The following is a 16016-nucleotide window of genomic DNA, read 5'->3' on the forward strand; positions in this document are numbered from 1 at the left end:
TTGTTGACGGCGTGGCGGCCTGAGACGAGGCGAGGCTGACCATCCACGGCCGGCGGCTACTCATCAGGCGTGTCATCGACCAAGGTCGCCTGGTCGCCCATGTCGTGAAGGAACTGGGCTGTTCCCGCGCCACCGGCTACAAGTGGCACGATCTGCACCGCCTGGCCTGGCTCGACCGGCCCACCGGCCAGGTCATCCGCCCGCTACGAACGCGACCGGCCCGGCGAGCTGAACCGATCACCGCTCGCGGGTAGCGTCGACCTCCGTCTCCCGTATCAGGATGCGTACCGACCGAGCGGCGGCGACGGCGGCCACCAGCACCGCGTGCCGGGGTTCGGGCACGTCGAGCAGGCGCTCGGCCCGCAACTGCGCCAGCGGCGCGAGCCGGCGATCCGCCAGCACGGTGTCCACCCTCCGCCGGTCACCACCGCAGACCAGCGCGGTGAGCCTGCCCACCTCCGGAAGCAGCAACCGCTCGGCCAACTTCACCGCGTTGGCCGTGGCCGCCTTAGCCTGGTTGTCCCGGCGCCGAGCGAACCGCTGCTGCGACCAACCGCCGGCCGCGGTGCGACCCTGCACGTAGAAAGTGTCCACCTTGGACGTCTCCAGCGTTTCTCCCACCGCGACGCCGACCGCCACCGCGCCCTTCCGGGCGAGCAGCAGGCCGACCCTGCGGGGCGCGGTCGCGGCCGCCACGAATTCGGACAGATCGCGTGGGGCGGGTGCTCCGGGTGGACTATGCAGCTCGGCGGTGGTGCCGTCAGGCGCAGCGAGGAGTATCCCGTAATCGCGGCTGGTAGCCGCCGAAGTACCGTGCCGCGCGGTGAAACGGTCGATCCAGCGGGCAAGGCGGATCGGGTCGACGTCAACCCACCGGCCGCCGTGACCTGCGGGTCGGCTACTCATGCGCAGAACCGTACAGCCCCTGCCGCCAGACCAGCCATCCTGGGAACCAACGGTGGTCAATGGTCGAGTTGCGCGTTGCGCCGGTTTGCCTTCGCGCCTGTAGTTCGCGCACTTCTGGCTGATGACGTCCCTTGGCCACGAACAGCCCGATCGCCACGTTCACCAACCGCCTTCGCCGCCCGCTCCAAGATCCGACACCCCGATTACTCGTCAATACCGGTTCGGAGCGCCCCAGCTGGTTACGGCCCTGGCCGACACGGCACCTGCCGATCGCAAAGAGGAGGGCAGGTGAACGGACGATCAGCGTCGAAGCGCCCGGTTCGGCGCGATCATGGCAGCCCGTACCGCGGGGTACGTCCCGGCGACCAGTCCGACCCCCGCGCCCAGCAGCGGTGCGCCGAGCACCGTCCACGGGGCGATGATGGCCGTCCACTGCTGACCCAGGGCGACACTGACCACCACCGTAGTGCCGAGCCCCCCACCCACCATGCCCCCGAGCAGCCCGAGAGTGGTCGACTCGGTGAGGAATTGAGCGGCGACGTGACGTGGCCGCGCGCCGAGGGCGCGACGGAGCCCGATCTCCCCGGTCCGCTCCAGGACGGATACGAGTGTGGTGTTGGCGATACCCACCGCGCCTACCACCAGCGAGGTCAGCGCGAGGAGGAGAAAGAGCGTGTCCAGGTCGTTGGCGACCTGGCTGCGCAGCACCTGCGGGCTCTGCGGGACGACCGCCTTGATCCGCGCCGGCAGATCCGGTCGTAGGGCGAGTGGCGCCTGGGACGCGATCAACTCTGCCGCCCCCAGTTTCGTCTCGACCAGCATCTTCGCCCGTTGTCCGGTGGGAACCCCGTAGTCGGCGAGGGCGGTGGCGGTGGGAATGATGATGCTGAACAGCAACTCGGGCATTCGCTCGAAATCCTCGACAACGCCGAGCACGGTGTAGGGCATCTGATCGACGAAGACCGCCGGATAGCCGTCCAGTCGGGTTATCCCGAGCCGCGAGGCTGCTGCCGCGCCCAACAGCGCCACCCGCTCCCCACGGTCGTTGTGAAAGCGGTCGTAGAGTCGCCCTTCGCGCAGTTTCGGGTGCATCGCGCTGAGTCCGGTGGGCTCAACCGCCGTGATAGTCAGGCCCGCGGCATCCATCGCCATGTCCGGCACCGCACCGATCTGCGCGGCCCGCGGCGAGACCGGCCACCAGAGACCAGCGTGTACGACGCCGTTCAAGGACTCGATCCGGGTCGCCGCGTCCTCGGGGAAGGAGAGCGCCGTGTCCGCCGGATTCGAACTGCCGACGTCCTCGATGACGACCTCGGTAGCGGCCAAATCAGTGAAGCGCTTGTCTATCTGCCCGCCTGCGGTGGCGGTGAGTCCCAGCACCGCAACGGACGCGCCGACCCCGAGCACGGTGCCGAGCATGGTCAGCAGCGAACGGGAGGGGCGTTGGAGTAGGCCGGCGAGGGCTTCTCTGAGCAGGTCCGGCAGCGGTAGGCGACTCGACCGGATCATGTCAGCGCCCCGTCACGGATTGTCACAGTCCGTTGTCCTCTAGCCGCCACGTCCCGGTCATGCGTGATCACCATGATCGTCATGCCTTCGCGGTGCAGCTCATCAAGCAGATCCAAGACATTCCTGGCGGTTGCGGTGTCCAGACTGCCGGTGGGCTCGTCACAGAGCAGCAAGCTGGGCGAGTGGGCCACGGCCCGGGCAATGGCCACCCGCTGCTGCTCCCCTCCGGAGAGCATCGTCGGCAGTGCGTGCGCCCGGTGGCTCATGCCGACCCGGTCCAGGGCCTGCCGCGCCACGGTTCTGCGCCGGCTCCGGTTGACCCCGCTGTAGAGCTGGGCCAGTGCCACGTTGTCGAGTGCAGTGCGGTACGGCAGGAGGTGGAAGGCCTGGAACACGAAGCCGATGTGCTGGGCGCGGAAGGCGGACCGTTTCCGCTCCCCCAACTGCATGACGTCCATTCCGGCGAGTTCGTACGCACCCTCGGTGGGACGGTCCAACAGCCCGATGACGTTCAACAGGGTCGACTTGCCGGAGCCGGACGGGCCGACGACGGTCACGTACTCGCCGGCTGCCACGTCGAGGTCACTGGGGAGCAGCGCACGCACCGGCGGAGGGCCGGGATAGACGAGCCCGACCCCGGTGAGGCTGATGACCGCGCTCATGCGCCCGCACCCACACCCACCACCACCTCGTCGGCTTCGGTTAGTCCGCCCGCAACCGGGGTGACCTCGACGAATCCGTCGCCGGAGATGCCCGGGCGCACCTCGACCCTCCGGATCTGGCCGGTTGACTCGACCACCGAGACTGTTGTCTGGCCGTCCGCTCCAGCGGAGACCGCAGACAAAGGTACGACCAGTACAGGGGCCTTGGTGCGGGCGGCAGTGATGGTGACGCGCACGTCCAGCCCTGCCCAGCCCGCCGCCAACGGCTTCTCCGGCGTCAGCATTGCCGGGTGGTGGGGCGGCTCTTCCTCGCCGTCGCCAGCGGAGAGGTCACCGATCGAGGTGACCTTCGCGTCCACCTGTTGCCCCAACGCCTCGGAGGCGAGCTTCACCGGCATGCCTGTACGTACCAGGCTGGCCTGCTCCGGACGGAGCTTCACCGAGACCCCAAGCCGCCCGGCCGCCAGCGTGATCAACGGTGCACGCACCTGGTCCGCAACCTTCGCCGACAGCGCGGCAACCCGGGCGGGAAAACTCGGCACGAAGACGAACTCGGCGAGCGGGAGCATCGGCCCACTCTTCGCGATCAGCTCCGACCGAGCCTGCTGCGCACCGGCCAACCGCTGCCGCAACCGGGTTAGCTGATCGCGCAGCGGCTCAGCGCCGGCCGGTGCGGTCTCTCCGGCTGCGATACGCCGCTCGAGATCCGTCACTGCCTGGTGCGCACTCTCCACCTCTCTCTCGGCGGCCGACAGGGCAGCCCGGCCCGCGGCGGCATCCGGCCCGTTGTTCTCAGGCACGTCGTAACCGACCCGGCTGTACAGCCGCCGTACTGCGGCCTTTGTCGCGGCGCCGAAGTGACCGGCGGGGTCCCCGCCCCGATAGTGCCCAAGCACGTCCAGAGCACGTTGGAGTTGCTTTACGTCGGCGCCGCTGTCGCCGGGCTTGAGATCCCGGTAACCCGGCAACTTCCCCGGCAACGCGATCAACGGACGGCCGGAGACAGCTAACAGCACCTGACCAGGCTTAACCGTGCCTCCCACCTTCACGTTGATCGCCGTGACCACCTGCGCAGCAGCCGATGCGACCACCGGAGTCACCTCAAGCCTGCTCTCCGCCTCCACGGTGCCGCGGGTGACCAGCGTGTTCGCCAGTACCTTCCGCTCGACCTGAGCGGTCAGTCGGGAGGCCGTCGGCGGACCCGCCTCCGCACGAACCTGCTCCGGTGACCTGACGAATGAGTCAGCGAGCAGGCCGCCAACCGACAGCACACCGAACACCAGCACTGAGGTCACCAGAATGATCTGGCGGCGCAATAGATGAGCACCCTGCCCGTCGGGCTTCGCCTCGGACACCGGCATTCCTCGCTTTCAGGTGAAGGTTCCCCAGTCGTCAGGACCGGCCGGCCACCACATCCGCCGCCGCCCGCAGCTGCTTCTCCAGTCGCTCCCGGGCCGCCCGCAGCTGCTCCGCATGCTGGTCGATCGACCGCCTCTGGTAGGCCGACTCGACTGCCGCCATCAGGTCGATCAGACTCGACTCCCGTTTGCATCGCACATCAGCAACGGCGGTTGCGATCTCCCCTTTGGATGCCGTCGCGGTGGCGAAAACCGGATCATCATTCGCGCGCCCGGGATCCGGGTAGTTGTAGCCGGCCCGGCTCATGCACTCGCTCCAGCGGGCAACAGCCGCGACCACCCGGCTGTCCTTCTGCGTCCGGCTGTAACTCTCGTTCGTAAGCCTATGAACAAGTTCCCGGCCGGACTCCGCGCCCTGGTCGGCACCCAGGCCCTTGCTTGCCTCACCCAGGCAACCGCCTTCGGGTACGGACAGTCCACCCACGACGCTCGCCCCCTCACCGCTCATCACAGAGCGGGCCTCCAGCGACAGCTCCGGTTCCGCTGGCCGTGGCGCCTGAGTTATCTCCGGAACCTTGTACCCGTATGTCTGAGCCCGCTCCTCATCGGCGATCAGATAGCGCAGCTGGTTGTTTCCGATCGACGATGGCTCCGGCAGCTCCGGGGCCTTGATAGCGAAGCCGAATCTGGCCAGACATCGAAGGGCAAGAATGTTGCGGGCCTCAGTCAATGTACGTGCCTGCCTCGGGTCGGGGAGGTAGGCGTCCAGCGGAAGCTGAAACGTGGTCATATCTATCTGGGGCAGCGCCGCAGGTAACGACGGTTCACCCTGCGGCACCGCCTCCGCCTGCACCGAACATCCGACCGGAAGCAGCATCGACAGGACTGCCGCCGCGAAAATCACACTTCGCCGTCTCATTCCAGATTCCCCTTAATCTGAGACATCGCTGATGGCTGCGGAGTCTCCACTCCGCAGCCATCAGCGCTGTTCACCCGTGGATCCTCGCGCTGACCGACGGTCTAGCGTCAGTCAGCACAGGCCACAGAAAACGAACTTGTGCGACGAGAACATGTTTCCCCAGTAGCTACCGAAGCTCCCGTTCGACTTACCCTTCATAAGCCAGTACGCGTCGCCGCCGTAGTTGGCGTGCTGGTAAAGCAGAACGTCCGACCACGATGCCTTGTTCTGTGCCGAATCCACAGCGTCATTGAGCCAGACCGAAGAGTTCCAGAAGTGCCACGCCGTGTAGTTGGAGACGTTGTCGTAGAAGTCAGCGCGCGCGCCCGTGTAGTTGACCCCGTCCCAGAGACACACCTCGCCTGATTCGCAGCTGCCGTTGAAGTTGCCGGCGTGGGCAGGCATCGATACGAGCCCCATACTCACGGTGGCGACAACGGCGGCAAGCAGCATTGCAATCGATTTTCTCATGCCACTACCCCCTATTTGCAGAACCTGAAGTCATGTGATGACACCTTGTCGTTCAGGTCGACGTTCCCGTTGTTAAGGCTCGTCATCCATTCGCTCTTGGTCATGATGATGAGCCGACCACCGTAGTTGGCGTGCTCAAAGAGGTACGGGCAGGTGATCCATGTATTGGCCTTCGCTGACCGAGTATTGTCATTCAGCCAGTAGCTAGAATTGTAGAAGTGCCAGGCCGTGTAATTCGATACGGCATCGTAGAAGTCCGCGCTGGGCCCCGAGAAATTGTACTGGTACCAGAGGCACACTTCGCCCGACTCACACTTTCCGTTGAAGTTCCCGGCGGCGGCCGGCGCGGCCGAGGTCAACGCCAAGCCGGTTCCGACCAGCGCGCTGACCAGTACGGATGCAAGCCACCGAGGGGCCGAAATCTTGCCCGACATGTGCTTCCTCCTTGCATAGTTTGATAAAAATGCAACCCGGCCAACGCAGAAGGAACCGACGGCAATGCCTACAGGCTGACCGGACGCGTCTGGGCAACTGGGCGGAACCACTCGGCACGAGTTGCAGGGTTAGCAGAGGATCCAGTCGTGTGACGATCCCCTGTCGTTCATCCACCCGAAGTCCGAGACGCTCTGACCCGGCGTGAAATGTCTCCAGGTGCCACCGTAGTTCGAGTGCTCGTACAGCTTCGCACACCAGAAAACGGCCCGACTCTTGCCAGAGCGCGTGTTGTCGTTGAGCCAGGCACTGGATTTGTAGAAGTGCCAGCCGCTGTAATTCGGCACCTCGTCATTCATATCCGCGATGTACCCGCTGTAGCCGCTGAGGTAGTAGAGACAAATCTCGCCCGACTCACAGCTACCGTTGAGCGTCTCGGCTGAGGCCGGCGCGGCCGTTCCGACCGCCACTATTGCGCCCGCTGCCAGCGAGACCGCAGCTACGGCGGATCGACGCACCGAGGCCCGAGCAATGCCCATTCTTCATCCTCCCGCTCCTGGTGACCTGGGAACCGGCAGGCGTACTGCCGCCGTACTGCGAACGTAGACATAGGCGTGGTCCACAGCAATAGATGACGGTGCTCGATGCGGTTTTCCGCAACGGACGATGTGGGACGGACCGGCTGCACAATCAGCAAGAGGGGGAAGTCAGGGCTATTGCATAGGGGTCACTCCTGGTCACGGCGTCGATGAGGGTCGTGTGGACGGTGGTTGGCGCGTCGGGTGGCCTCGGCGAGTTGGTGGCGCCGTTGGTGCGGTGGTGGGCCGACCGAGGTGTTAGGGAGCGTGGCGAAGACGGTAGGGGCCGTTGCCGGTTCGGGTCTGATGGGCGTCTTCACGCAGCGTCACGTCCTGACGTAGTGCACGCGATTCTCGATGTGCCGCTCAGACCGTGGCCAGGTGCCCAGGTCGGCGGGCTGGGCCTGTTCGGCGGGCAGGGACATGGCCGTTTCGCGGGTAGTTCTGCCCTCGATCGTGCGGTCCCGGCCGGACGGCCTGCTGTGCGTGGGGAAAGCCCAACCCCCCGGGGTCTGGATGGTGATCGCTTTGACGGTTCGGGTCTCTTTACTGCAGTGGCGGGGTGTCCGAGTCTGTCCCCCGACCGGCACCTGTTCCCACGGCAGGGCCTTGAGCTGCGCGAACAGCTTCGGTTGGTTCCCCTTGACCGCGGGAACTCGATCAGTGAACCCGAGCCGGCCCCACACCGATCGATCCTGATCGCGCACCCAATCGGCGATCATGGCGTGTGAATGCCCTGGCCAGCGCCTTCGTGGCTGGCGTCGGCCAGGGTCGGCGGATCCAGCGTGGCGGCCGCCCAGTAGAGGGCGCCGGTGACGTCCAACCGCTGGGCGCAGGTGAGGTCATGGAGGTGTCCGGGGCACCGCGTCGGACGTCCAGCTCGGTAGCCCGTTCGGGCGCGTGATTGCGATGGACTTCGCCCCGGGGTCGCGGTGTTTCCCGGAGCACCAGGCGTCGATGGTGTCTCCCTTGGCGCTGGTGGTGGTTTCGACGAGCCGGTCGTGGAGGAGCCCACTCGGAGAGCGGGCCGTATCGCAAAGACCTGTCTACCGATGGCTCCACATCCTTAACCAACGCCATCCGCTATGGACGCTACGCCCGTTTCATCCGCGATCCGCTGCTCTCACCTTGCTGAGATCACCTCGATAGCCCTGGGGGACAAGTTGAGGCATAAGTAATAAGACGCGTCATCCCCCAATGCCACAGATTATCGGCCGGAGAAACCCTTGGCGTCCGAGCCCAAGCACACCGCACCGTGGCCCGAAGGAAGAACCAGGGAAAGCCAAGAAATGAGACTGAAGGACACCAATATTCCCAGCCAACTGCTAGCATGATTTATGCCGGACTGGCGCGAAATGGTCCACAGGCGACCACGGGGGAAGGAGCTGTCCTGTCATGGATACCAATGCCTCACATGCCGCAGCTTCTAGAAGAAACACACTTCTTAGACTCAATGGAGACGAACGTCGGCTGCTGCACCTGCTGCTGTCTGGACATACGGTGGCATCCGCAGCGTGCCAGTTATTCATCAGCGCTCGGAAAGCTGAATTGATGCTAGCCGGCCTTCGGGCACGAACCGAGACCAGCAACCTGTATGGCCTGGGTGCCGCAGCTGAACGGCACGGCTGGCATGCGTCCTGGCCGGAGAACCAGCCGCATCCGCCGGCCGGGCATCGCGAGGAGGCACAACCGGACGCGTAGGTGAATCGGGGTCGGCAACCCCCGGTAAGCCGGCTCTTCATTGCCGGGGCGGTCCAGGGTGTAGGTCGACAACCGCTTCGCCTTCGACGGCGGCCGGTCCGCCCGCCTTCGTCACGGCGACGCCTTCCACCTTCCGCCACGGCCGTCGGCCAGCGCCGCCTTCGCCTGGTTGTCCCGCCGTCGCGCGAACCGCTGCTGGGACCACCCGCCCGCCGCCGTACGGCCCTGCACGTAGCGGGTGTCCACCTTGCACCGGCAGCCGCTCCCCCTCCGCGACGCCGACCGCCACCGCGCCCTTACGGGCGAGCAGCAGCCCGATCCGGCGGTCCGCGGTCGCGGCGGCCACGAAACCGTCGAGGTCGGTGGCGGCGGGGGCACCGGGTGGGGTGTGCAGCTCGGCGGTCGCGCCGTCCGGGGCGGCCAGCAGCAGCCCGTACTCCCGGGCGGCGACGGTGGGCGGGCCGTGCCGGTCGGCGAAACCGGCGACCCAGCGGGTGACGCGGGCCGGGTCGACCTCGACCCACCGGCCGCCCCCGGCGGCGGGTCGGCTGCTCATGCTCCCGACCGTACGCCACCGGGAACCTCCGCCCGACGGCGGGAAACCGAACGCGGGAGGACACCTGGAAACGGTGTCCTCCCGCGCTGTCAACCGGTCAGTGCACGGTGAGGTTGCCGCTGGTCAGCTTCACCTCGCCGGTCCCCTCACCCGTCCAGTCGGAGGAGAGGAGCAGGGTGCCGCCCTGCCACAGGGTGACGCCGACGGTGTCATTCCGGCCCGGGGCGCCCCGGTCGGTCACCGTCACCGCCAGTGTCAGGCCGGCGGCCACCACCCGGCCCTGGCTGTCGTACAGGCTCGCCCGGTAGCGCACCTCCGCCACCTTGCCGGCGGAGGTGACACCGAGACCGTCGATGGCGCTGGCCTTCACCCGGTACGTCCGGCCGTCGGACCGGAACTCGATCTCCGCGGCGCCGGAAGCCGGCTTGCCGGACCTCGGTGGCTTCGCGGTCAGCTCCACCGCGACCGTGGACCGCGGGTCCGCCGGGTGGGTTCCCGCCGAGCGGGCGAGGGTCACCGCACCGTCACCGGTGAGGAACCCGCCGTCCGAGGCGCCCACCGTCACCGTGGCGCTGGTGCTGCCGGCGTAGTGCCCGCCGACCGTCGCGGTGACCGTGTGCCGTCCCGCGGGCAGGCCAGCCTCGCACGCCGCGGCCCCCGTGGTGGTGGCTGCGGCAAGCAGCTCGACCGGGGCCGTGCAGAGCGTGGCCCCGCCGGCGGTGAAGGTCACCGTGGCATTGCGCAGGTCACCAGCGGTGGTGTCCGACGCCGACGGGAGCACCGAGCTGTCCCGCAGGACCGCCCGGAGCAGTGCCGTGCCGCCGGCCCCGCTGCCCGCGGTCGTCACCAGCGTGTCACCGGCCCAGGTCGCCGCCGCGTCCTCCGCGGTGACCGTGACGGTGAACGACGTGCTGGCCGCCAGCCCGCTGTCGTCGGAGACGGTCACGGTCACCGGATAGGCGCCCGGGGCCGCCGTGGTGGCGCCGGTGACCGTCCAGCTCCGGGTGCCCGGTCGGGCGTCCGGGGCCGAGGCGCCGGCCGGGGCCAGCGACAGGCCCGCGGGCAGGCCGGAGGCGACCGCGGTGAGCGCCGGGCCGGCGCTGTCCGCGTCGGACGCGGTGACCGTCACGGTCGGGGACAGCGCGTCGCTGTACTGGACGGCGACCCCGCCGGCCGGGGCGTCGGTGGAGACCTCGGGCACCGCCCGGATCGTGAGGTCGGCGTCGTTGAGGTCGAAGAAGACGTTGCCGACCGCCTCGATCCTGATCCGCGCCTGGTCGGTGGCCACGTTGGGCAGGGTCACCGTGGCGCTGCCGGTGTTCGGGACGCTCTCCGCCAGCACGTGCGGGAAGGTCTTCCCGCCGTCGGTTGACAGCGTGATCCGCACCTGGCTGACGTTCACCGGCGCCACGTCGGTGCCCGCGACGTCCCAGGTCACCGGCTGGGTCGAGGCGCCGTCGAGGACGGCGCCGGCGTCCTGCGAGGTGACCAGGAACGGCCCGGCGTCCGGGGCGAGCACCACCGCGACGTCGGCGCTGCCGATCCCGCCGCCACCGAGCCGCCCGTCCCGGGCGGTCAGCTTGAAGTGCATGGTCCGGTCGTTGGTGAAGCCGACCCAGTCCCGGGTGGGCAGGAACTCCGAGTAGCAGTCGAGGATGTCCGCCGGCACGTTGGAGGCGCCACCGCTGGCCGGCGGCGGCGGGGCCGCCGGGCAGGCACCCGTCCTGGCGTTGGTGTTGTTGGCCGCGATCTGCGCCAGGTCCGGGAACACCCGCGTCGGATCGGTGGTGACCGCGTTCTGGCCCGGCGAGTGGTACTTCAGGGTGTCCTCAGGGGACACCCACGCCGGCTCGCTGAACACCCGGAACAGCGGACCGTTGGTCTTGGTGTTGTTCATCAGCGCCGTGCCGGCGCTGCCACCGCGGTCGTTCTGCTCCCAGAGGTACGTCAGCGTGTCGCCGTCGGCGTCGGTGGCGCTGCCGGTGAGGGCGAACGGGGTCCGCACCGGGATCGTGACGGTGTCCGGCACGGTGACCACCGGGGCGTGGTTGCCGGTCTGCTCGACCAGGTGGCCGCCGTTGTCGATGGCGCCACCCTTGGCGGTCTCGCCGACGAACCCGGACGCGCCGGAGGTGTTGGTGAGGGCGAGCTGGCCGACGTTGGTGGCGGCCAGGGTGCCACCGAAGGTGACCTGGAAGCCGGTGTCGGCCAGCGCGCCGCTGCCACCGAAGGCGGCGACGGTGACGGTGGCGCCCGCCGGCCAACCCGGGATCGCCTCGATCGCGGCCTTGATGCCGGCGGTGGTGTAGTTGGTCCCGCGCACGATCGGCGCCGAGTCCGCGCCGCCGTAGCTGACCGTGAACGAGTCGCCGTCGGTGTCGAAGTCGCGCAGCGACACCGTCTGCACCTCGTTGATCGCCGGCCGGGTCGACGTGACGTAGTTCGTGATCTCCGTGTAGCTGCGGTGCGACCAGTACGGGTCGGTGTGCGGCTGGAGGTTGTCCTGCTGGCAGATTCCGGCGTACGCCATGATCGAGGAGCCGCTGCCCGGCTCGTACGAGTTGGCGGCGCTCCGGTTGCCACCGGAGCAGTTCCACTGGTTGCCGTTGAAGGTGTGGTTGCCGGCGAACTGGTGACCGATCTCGTGCGCGACGTAGTCCACCGCGAAGAAGTCACCGATCGGCGTCGGCAGGCCGGTGCAGCCCTGCGCCTTGCCGTTGCCGCCGACCACGCCGAGGCTGGCGATGCCGCCGCCGTTGACGCCGAGGCCGATGTGGCCGACGTCGTAGTTGCTCGCCCCGACGAGCTGTCCCAGCACGACCCGGTTGCGTTGCAGGGTGCTGCTGCCGCAGGAGGTGAGCTGCGCCGGCGTGAAGCAGGCCGCCGCGCCGCACGGGCCGTTCGGTTCGGTGGCCAGCGCCGGGGTGTTCAGGTTCGTCTTCTCGGTGTCGTCGATCAGGACGAGCCGGATCGCGGTCTCGTCCTCGTAGATCTGGTTCACCCGGTTGATCAGCGTCACCTTCGCCGCGGTCACGTTCTCCGCACCGAAGAAGGTGGCGTACGACGGGTCGGTGACGAACGCGAGGCGGTAGGTGCGCAGCGTCACCAGCGGACCGACCACCGGCTCGCTCTGGGCCGCGGCGATCTCGTCCTCCAGCGCCTGGGCCGCCGACGCCACGTCCTCCCGCTCGACGAAGTCGCCGTGCTGGTTCACCAGGTCGCGGGCGAAGTAGCTCGCGTACAGGCTCTGGTCGCGGTGGTAGTACGGGTCGACGTACCACGTGCCCGCGGCAGAGCGGACCGCGGCGTGGAAGCCGAGCGGGGTAAGGTCGGCCCGGACCGTCGCGGTCGGATCGTCCACGCCCTGGCCGACGTACGTGCTGATCTCCGGGTGGGCCGCCGCCAGGCCGGCCTCCAGCACCGGCGACTCGACCAGCGCGAAACGCTGGAAGGTGCCGTCCGGGGCGGGCAGGGAAACCACCAGCCGCTGCTGGCGCGCCGCCCGGCGCTGCTCCATCGGCGCCCGGTCGAGCAGGCTCTCCATGCCGGCCCGGTCCAATGTGTAGGTCGACAGCCGCTGCGCGTCGACGGCGGCCGTCCGGCCCGCCTTGGTCGCGGCGGGCTTGCCGTCCGCTTTCCGCCACGGTCCGTCGGCTGAGGGCGCGGCGCTGGCCGGTGCGGTCACCGCCAGGACCGGAAGTAACGCCGCGGTCAGCGCCGCGGCCAGGATGGCGGCCAGTCGACCACGGCGTGCTGTGCCGCCGCTCGACCGTCCGCGCGCTCGGCGGGTGAGGTTGGTCCTCAATTCGTCCCCCTTTTCGTGCAGGGTGAGACCGGCCGCGCCTCCTCCGGGTCGCCGGAGGGAACGCGAATGATCTATGGATTGGCCTGCACCCTAGATGGACGAAGGAGGTCGGACATCAGCCGGAAGTCGGAAACGCCGCTGCCATGCGGCCGTCCAACCTGGGCAGCCGGCGGTGTGCGGCCGGGCTCACCGACGCTCTCGCCGGCCGTCGATCTCATCCACCGAGGACGGTCGCGGCGGCCAGCGCCCCGATGATGCCGCTGGAGAGCAGCGCGGTGACCAGCCGCCCACGGTCGCCGGTGAGGACCCGGCCGACCAGCGAGCCGCCCCCGGCGATCAGCAGTTGCCAGCTCGCCGACGCCAGGAACGCCCCGAGCACGAACGCGGCCGCGACCGCCGGGTCCGCGTCGCCGGCGTCCCGCCGGCCCAGGACGAGCGCCGCGAAGTAGACCACGGTCGCCGGGTTCAGCAGGGTCAGCGCCAGCACCCCGGCGAACGCCCGGCCCGGGGCCTCCAGACCGCCCCGCCGGCCGGGCGTGGCGGCCGCCGGCCGGTGCCGGGAACGCAGGGCGCGCCCGGCGGTGTGCGCGGCGAGCCCGAACAGCACGACGGCGGCCACCACCCGCAGCGGCCCGGCGACCGGCGTGATCAGAGCGGCCAGCGCGGCCCCACCGAAGGCGGCCAGCGCCGCGTAGAGACCGTCGGCGGTGGCAACCCCGAGCGCGGCGGCGGCGCCCACCCGGAACGAGGTCCGCGCGGCCAGCCCCATGATGAGCACGGCGATCGCGCCGACCGGGATCGCGACGCCGTAGCCGGCGACCAGGCCAGCCAGGAACGCCCCGGTCACGACGGGTGGCGAATCGAGCCGGACCCGGGCACGGTCCGCTGTCGACGCGCGGCGACGGCCGCGCGGACAGGAACCTGCCGGGGGTACGTCTCGATCACCCCGCCATCCTGCGCCACCGTCCGCCCCGCGGCCACTGATTTCCGTACGAGATCATCTCGATGCCAGCGGCATCGGAGCGTTCCTGCTCTGGCCATGCTCCGATGACGGCGGCATGGAGTCGATCCGCCTCGAAACGCGATCGGCCGGTCCGGGCTGCGGCGGGTGGGCGCACGGGGGCGGAACCGGATTCCGGGCCAGCACCGCGAGGCAGCGCACGGCGCGGAACCCGGACGCACCTCGGGCGCGGCACCCGCTGGGGTGCCGCGCCCGATCGGGACCGGTCGGTCAGACGTTGAAGCCGAGGGAGCGGAGCTGCTCGCGCCCCTCGTCGGTGATCTTGTCGGGGCCCCACGGCGGCAGCCACACCCAGTTGATCCGGATGTCGTCGACCAGGCCGCCGCCCGGCCCGGTGGTCAACGCCTGCCGGGCCTGGTCCTCGATCACGTCGGTCAGCGGGCAGGCCGCCGACGTGAGGGTCATGTCCAGGGTGGCGACGTTGTCGTCGCCGACGTGGACGCCGTACACCAGGCCCAGGTCGACCACGTTGATGCCCAGCTCGGGGTCGACGACGTCCTTCATCGCCTCCTCGATGTCGGCGACGGCGGCCTTGCCGTCACCCGGCACGGCAGCACCGGTTGCCGGGGCAGCAGTACCCGTGGTCGGCGTCGCGGCTTCTTCGCTACTCATGACATGCGCGGCGTAGACACCTGGCCGTTGAGGGCCTGGAGGAAACGCCGCTCCTCCTCTCGCGTGTAGGCCCATCCATCTGCTCGTTGCAGTCGGCGGATGTGACGGTGGTGCACGCCCTGCACGAGGGCGTGTCTGGTTCTGATGTTGAAGGAGCCGGTGTTGCGTACGGCGACTCGTCCGGTATGACGGCCGCGGTTCTTCCCGGAAGGTACAACCGCGTGTACCAGGTCGCCGGTCTGGAAGCCGCGTACGGATTTGCTCCTGGGCAGCCGCAGTCGGGGAAAGCCGTACCGGTCGCAGCGGGTGCGAGCGTACGAGCCGCGACCGGATGCGGCTGCCACCAACACCCATCCTGGGTATACCTTTACGGCGGTTAGCCTCCCGACGTGGAGGGCGTCGAGGGTGTGAGTCTTCGGCGCGCCGGTTCGGTGCCGGTTCCACTTCGTGCGGCCGCCGGTGGCAACTGCTACCGGCAGGCCGGTGCCGTGCAGTTCGTGCCACAGCCTCGCCCGGGTGGCCGACACGGCTGCGGCGTCGGGTAGCGGCAGCTTCTGCAGGGAGCGGATCCGGGCCAGCACAGCTGGCCGATCCACGAGGAAGATCTCGATCGAAGTGGCGCCCTTAGCCTGATTGCAGCCCACGCATGCCAGCGTCAGGTTCGACACACGGTCCGAGCCGCCCCGCGAACGCGGCACGATGTGATCGATGTTCAATGGCACCCCGGCCGCGCCGCAGTAGGCACACGCACGCCCCCACGTGGCGAGCAGATACTCGCGCACCTCGTAGCCGTGCAGGGTGCCGTGCTGGTACTCGACCCCTGCAATGTCAGGGTCTTGCATGAGTTGGGTGTCGAACGCGACCCGCTCGACGTGGACCTGCCGCACAGGTGCCCAGCGGCACAGCCGACCGACCCAGGACATGATGCCCTCAACCCGGTGTCGCAACGACGGTGCCAGCCATCCGTCCGGCCGAGTGCGATTGTCGAACCGGGGCGCACGGTAGCGCAGGTTCCGCGACCGGCGACCACGGCGGAAAGCGGCGCGAGCGGTCAACTTATCGCGGATCTGTCCGCCCCGATGACGAACTTCGAGCGCGAACAGACCCGTCCGGACCGCGTCGTCAGCGCGGAACACTGCGAAACCGCTGAACTTCGAACCCGGGTCGATGCCCAGTTCGACACCGGCCACCTGCGAGCACTCGACGTCACGATCCCTGAGCCGGATCACGAAAGGCGTGTGACGGTGTACCACCGCGCGCCCAGCGGCGAGCAGCTTCCGGGCCCGCGCCGGAGAGCACGGCTGCAGCGGCCGGTGGCGGCGGTCAACAACGAACACCACCGGATGGATGTGGGCCTCACGGCCCGCTCCGGTTCCCGCAGATGCGAGTTCCGGGTGACGCCGGCTCACGCCGGTCTCCCCTCGCCCATGTCGCACACCGGCTGCCT

The 16016-nt window shown here is 68.8% G+C and carries 13 protein-coding genes and 2 pseudogenes; 1 reads left to right on the forward strand and 14 read right to left on the reverse strand.

Annotation, left to right across the window (positions count from 1 at the left end):
- Positions 1-35 precede the first annotated feature (35 nt).
- Positions 36-231 (forward strand): annotated as a pseudogene (locus EV376_RS26395) (IS481 family transposase); the annotation flags it as partial.
- A 6-nt stretch (positions 232-237) separates the two neighbouring features.
- On the opposite strand, the gene EV376_RS26400 reads toward EV376_RS26395, so the two are convergent.
- The 14 genes and pseudogenes from EV376_RS26400 to iscB all read right to left on the reverse strand — a co-directional run bounded on the left by EV376_RS26400 (position 238) and on the right by iscB (position 15978).
- Complete coding sequence (locus EV376_RS26400) at positions 238-906, reverse strand: acVLRF1 family peptidyl-tRNA hydrolase (protein ID WP_130328878.1); 669 nt, start codon at positions 904-906, stop codon at positions 238-240.
- A 300-nt stretch (positions 907-1206) separates the two neighbouring features.
- Entirely contained in the window at positions 1207-2325 is a 1119-nt protein-coding gene (locus EV376_RS26405; RefSeq protein ID WP_207228439.1) for an ABC transporter permease, read from the reverse strand.
- 86 nt (positions 2326-2411) lie between these two features.
- A complete protein-coding gene (locus EV376_RS26410; protein ID WP_130327574.1) occupies positions 2412-3077 on the reverse strand; it encodes an ABC transporter ATP-binding protein in 666 nt (221 codons plus the stop codon).
- Positions 3074-4432 (reverse strand): peptidoglycan-binding protein, encoded by a 1359-nt coding sequence (locus EV376_RS26415; protein ID WP_165438123.1) that lies wholly within the window; start codon positions 4430-4432, stop codon positions 3074-3076. The genes EV376_RS26410 and EV376_RS26415 overlap by 4 nt, the downstream gene beginning before the upstream one ends.
- Positions 4433-4469: 37 nt before the next feature.
- Positions 4470-5339 (reverse strand): hypothetical protein, encoded by an 870-nt coding sequence (locus EV376_RS26420; protein ID WP_130327578.1) that lies wholly within the window; start codon positions 5337-5339, stop codon positions 4470-4472.
- A 126-nt stretch (positions 5340-5465) separates the two neighbouring features.
- Positions 5466-5846: a peptidase inhibitor family I36 protein gene (locus tag EV376_RS26425; RefSeq protein ID WP_165438124.1), complete on the reverse strand. Its 381-nt coding sequence runs from the start codon at positions 5844-5846 to the stop codon at positions 5466-5468.
- A gap of 29 nt (positions 5847-5875) precedes the next feature.
- Positions 5876-6298, reverse strand: a complete 423-nt coding sequence (locus EV376_RS26430) for a peptidase inhibitor family I36 protein (protein WP_130327582.1) — start codon at positions 6296-6298, stop codon at positions 5876-5878.
- Positions 6299-6427: 129 nt separating this feature from the next.
- Positions 6428-6835, reverse strand: a complete 408-nt coding sequence (locus tag EV376_RS26435; protein ID WP_130327584.1) for a peptidase inhibitor family I36 protein — start codon at positions 6833-6835, stop codon at positions 6428-6430.
- A 365-nt stretch (positions 6836-7200) separates the two neighbouring features.
- A complete protein-coding gene (locus EV376_RS31120) occupies positions 7201-7596 on the reverse strand; it encodes a hypothetical protein (RefSeq protein WP_486482812.1) in 396 nt (131 codons plus the stop codon).
- 1123 nt (positions 7597-8719) lie between these two features.
- Positions 8720-9131: pseudogene (locus tag EV376_RS26450) on the reverse strand (acVLRF1 family peptidyl-tRNA hydrolase); the annotation flags it as partial.
- Positions 9132-9228: 97 nt separating this feature from the next.
- Entirely contained in the window at positions 9229-12936 is a 3708-nt protein-coding gene (locus EV376_RS26455) for a reprolysin-like metallopeptidase (RefSeq protein WP_486482813.1), read from the reverse strand.
- 214 nt (positions 12937-13150) lie between these two features.
- A complete protein-coding gene (locus EV376_RS26460) occupies positions 13151-13783 on the reverse strand; it encodes a LysE family transporter (RefSeq protein WP_130327588.1) in 633 nt (210 codons plus the stop codon).
- 384 nt (positions 13784-14167) lie between these two features.
- Entirely contained in the window at positions 14168-14569 is a 402-nt protein-coding gene (locus EV376_RS26465) for a metal-sulfur cluster assembly factor (RefSeq protein WP_130327590.1), read from the reverse strand.
- The gene (gene iscB / locus EV376_RS31125; protein ID WP_486482814.1) at positions 14566-15978 is read right to left on the reverse strand and encodes an RNA-guided endonuclease IscB; all 1413 of its coding nucleotides are present in this window, start codon (positions 15976-15978) and stop codon (positions 14566-14568) included. The genes EV376_RS26465 and iscB overlap by 4 nt, the downstream gene beginning before the upstream one ends.
- Between the last annotated feature and the right edge of the window lie 38 nt (positions 15979-16016).

This window comes from Micromonospora sp. CNZ295, assembly GCF_004217535.1.

Excerpts from the sequence above, each read along its gene's own strand:
- EV376_RS26400 (WP_130328878.1), bottom strand. The coding sequence starts at position 906 with ATGAGTAGCCGACCCGCAGGTCACGGCGGCCGGTGGGTTGACGTCGAC.
- EV376_RS26405 (WP_207228439.1), bottom strand. The coding sequence starts at position 2,325 with ATGCTCGGCACCGTGCTCGGGGTCGGCGCGTCCGTTGCGGTGCTGGGA.
- EV376_RS26410 (WP_130327574.1), bottom strand. The coding sequence starts at position 3,077 with ATGAGCGCGGTCATCAGCCTCACCGGGGTCGGGCTCGTCTATCCCGGC.
- EV376_RS26425 (WP_165438124.1), bottom strand. The coding sequence starts at position 5,846 with ATGCTGCTTGCCGCCGTTGTCGCCACCGTGAGTATGGGGCTCGTATCG.
- EV376_RS26430 (WP_130327582.1), bottom strand. The coding sequence starts at position 6,298 with ATGTCGGGCAAGATTTCGGCCCCTCGGTGGCTTGCATCCGTACTGGTC.
- EV376_RS26435 (WP_130327584.1), bottom strand. The coding sequence starts at position 6,835 with ATGGGCATTGCTCGGGCCTCGGTGCGTCGATCCGCCGTAGCTGCGGTC.
- EV376_RS31120 (WP_486482812.1), bottom strand. The coding sequence starts at position 7,596 with ATGATCGCCGATTGGGTGCGCGATCAGGATCGATCGGTGTGGGGCCGG.
- EV376_RS26465 (WP_130327590.1), bottom strand. The coding sequence starts at position 14,569 with ATGAGTAGCGAAGAAGCCGCGACGCCGACCACGGGTACTGCTGCCCCG.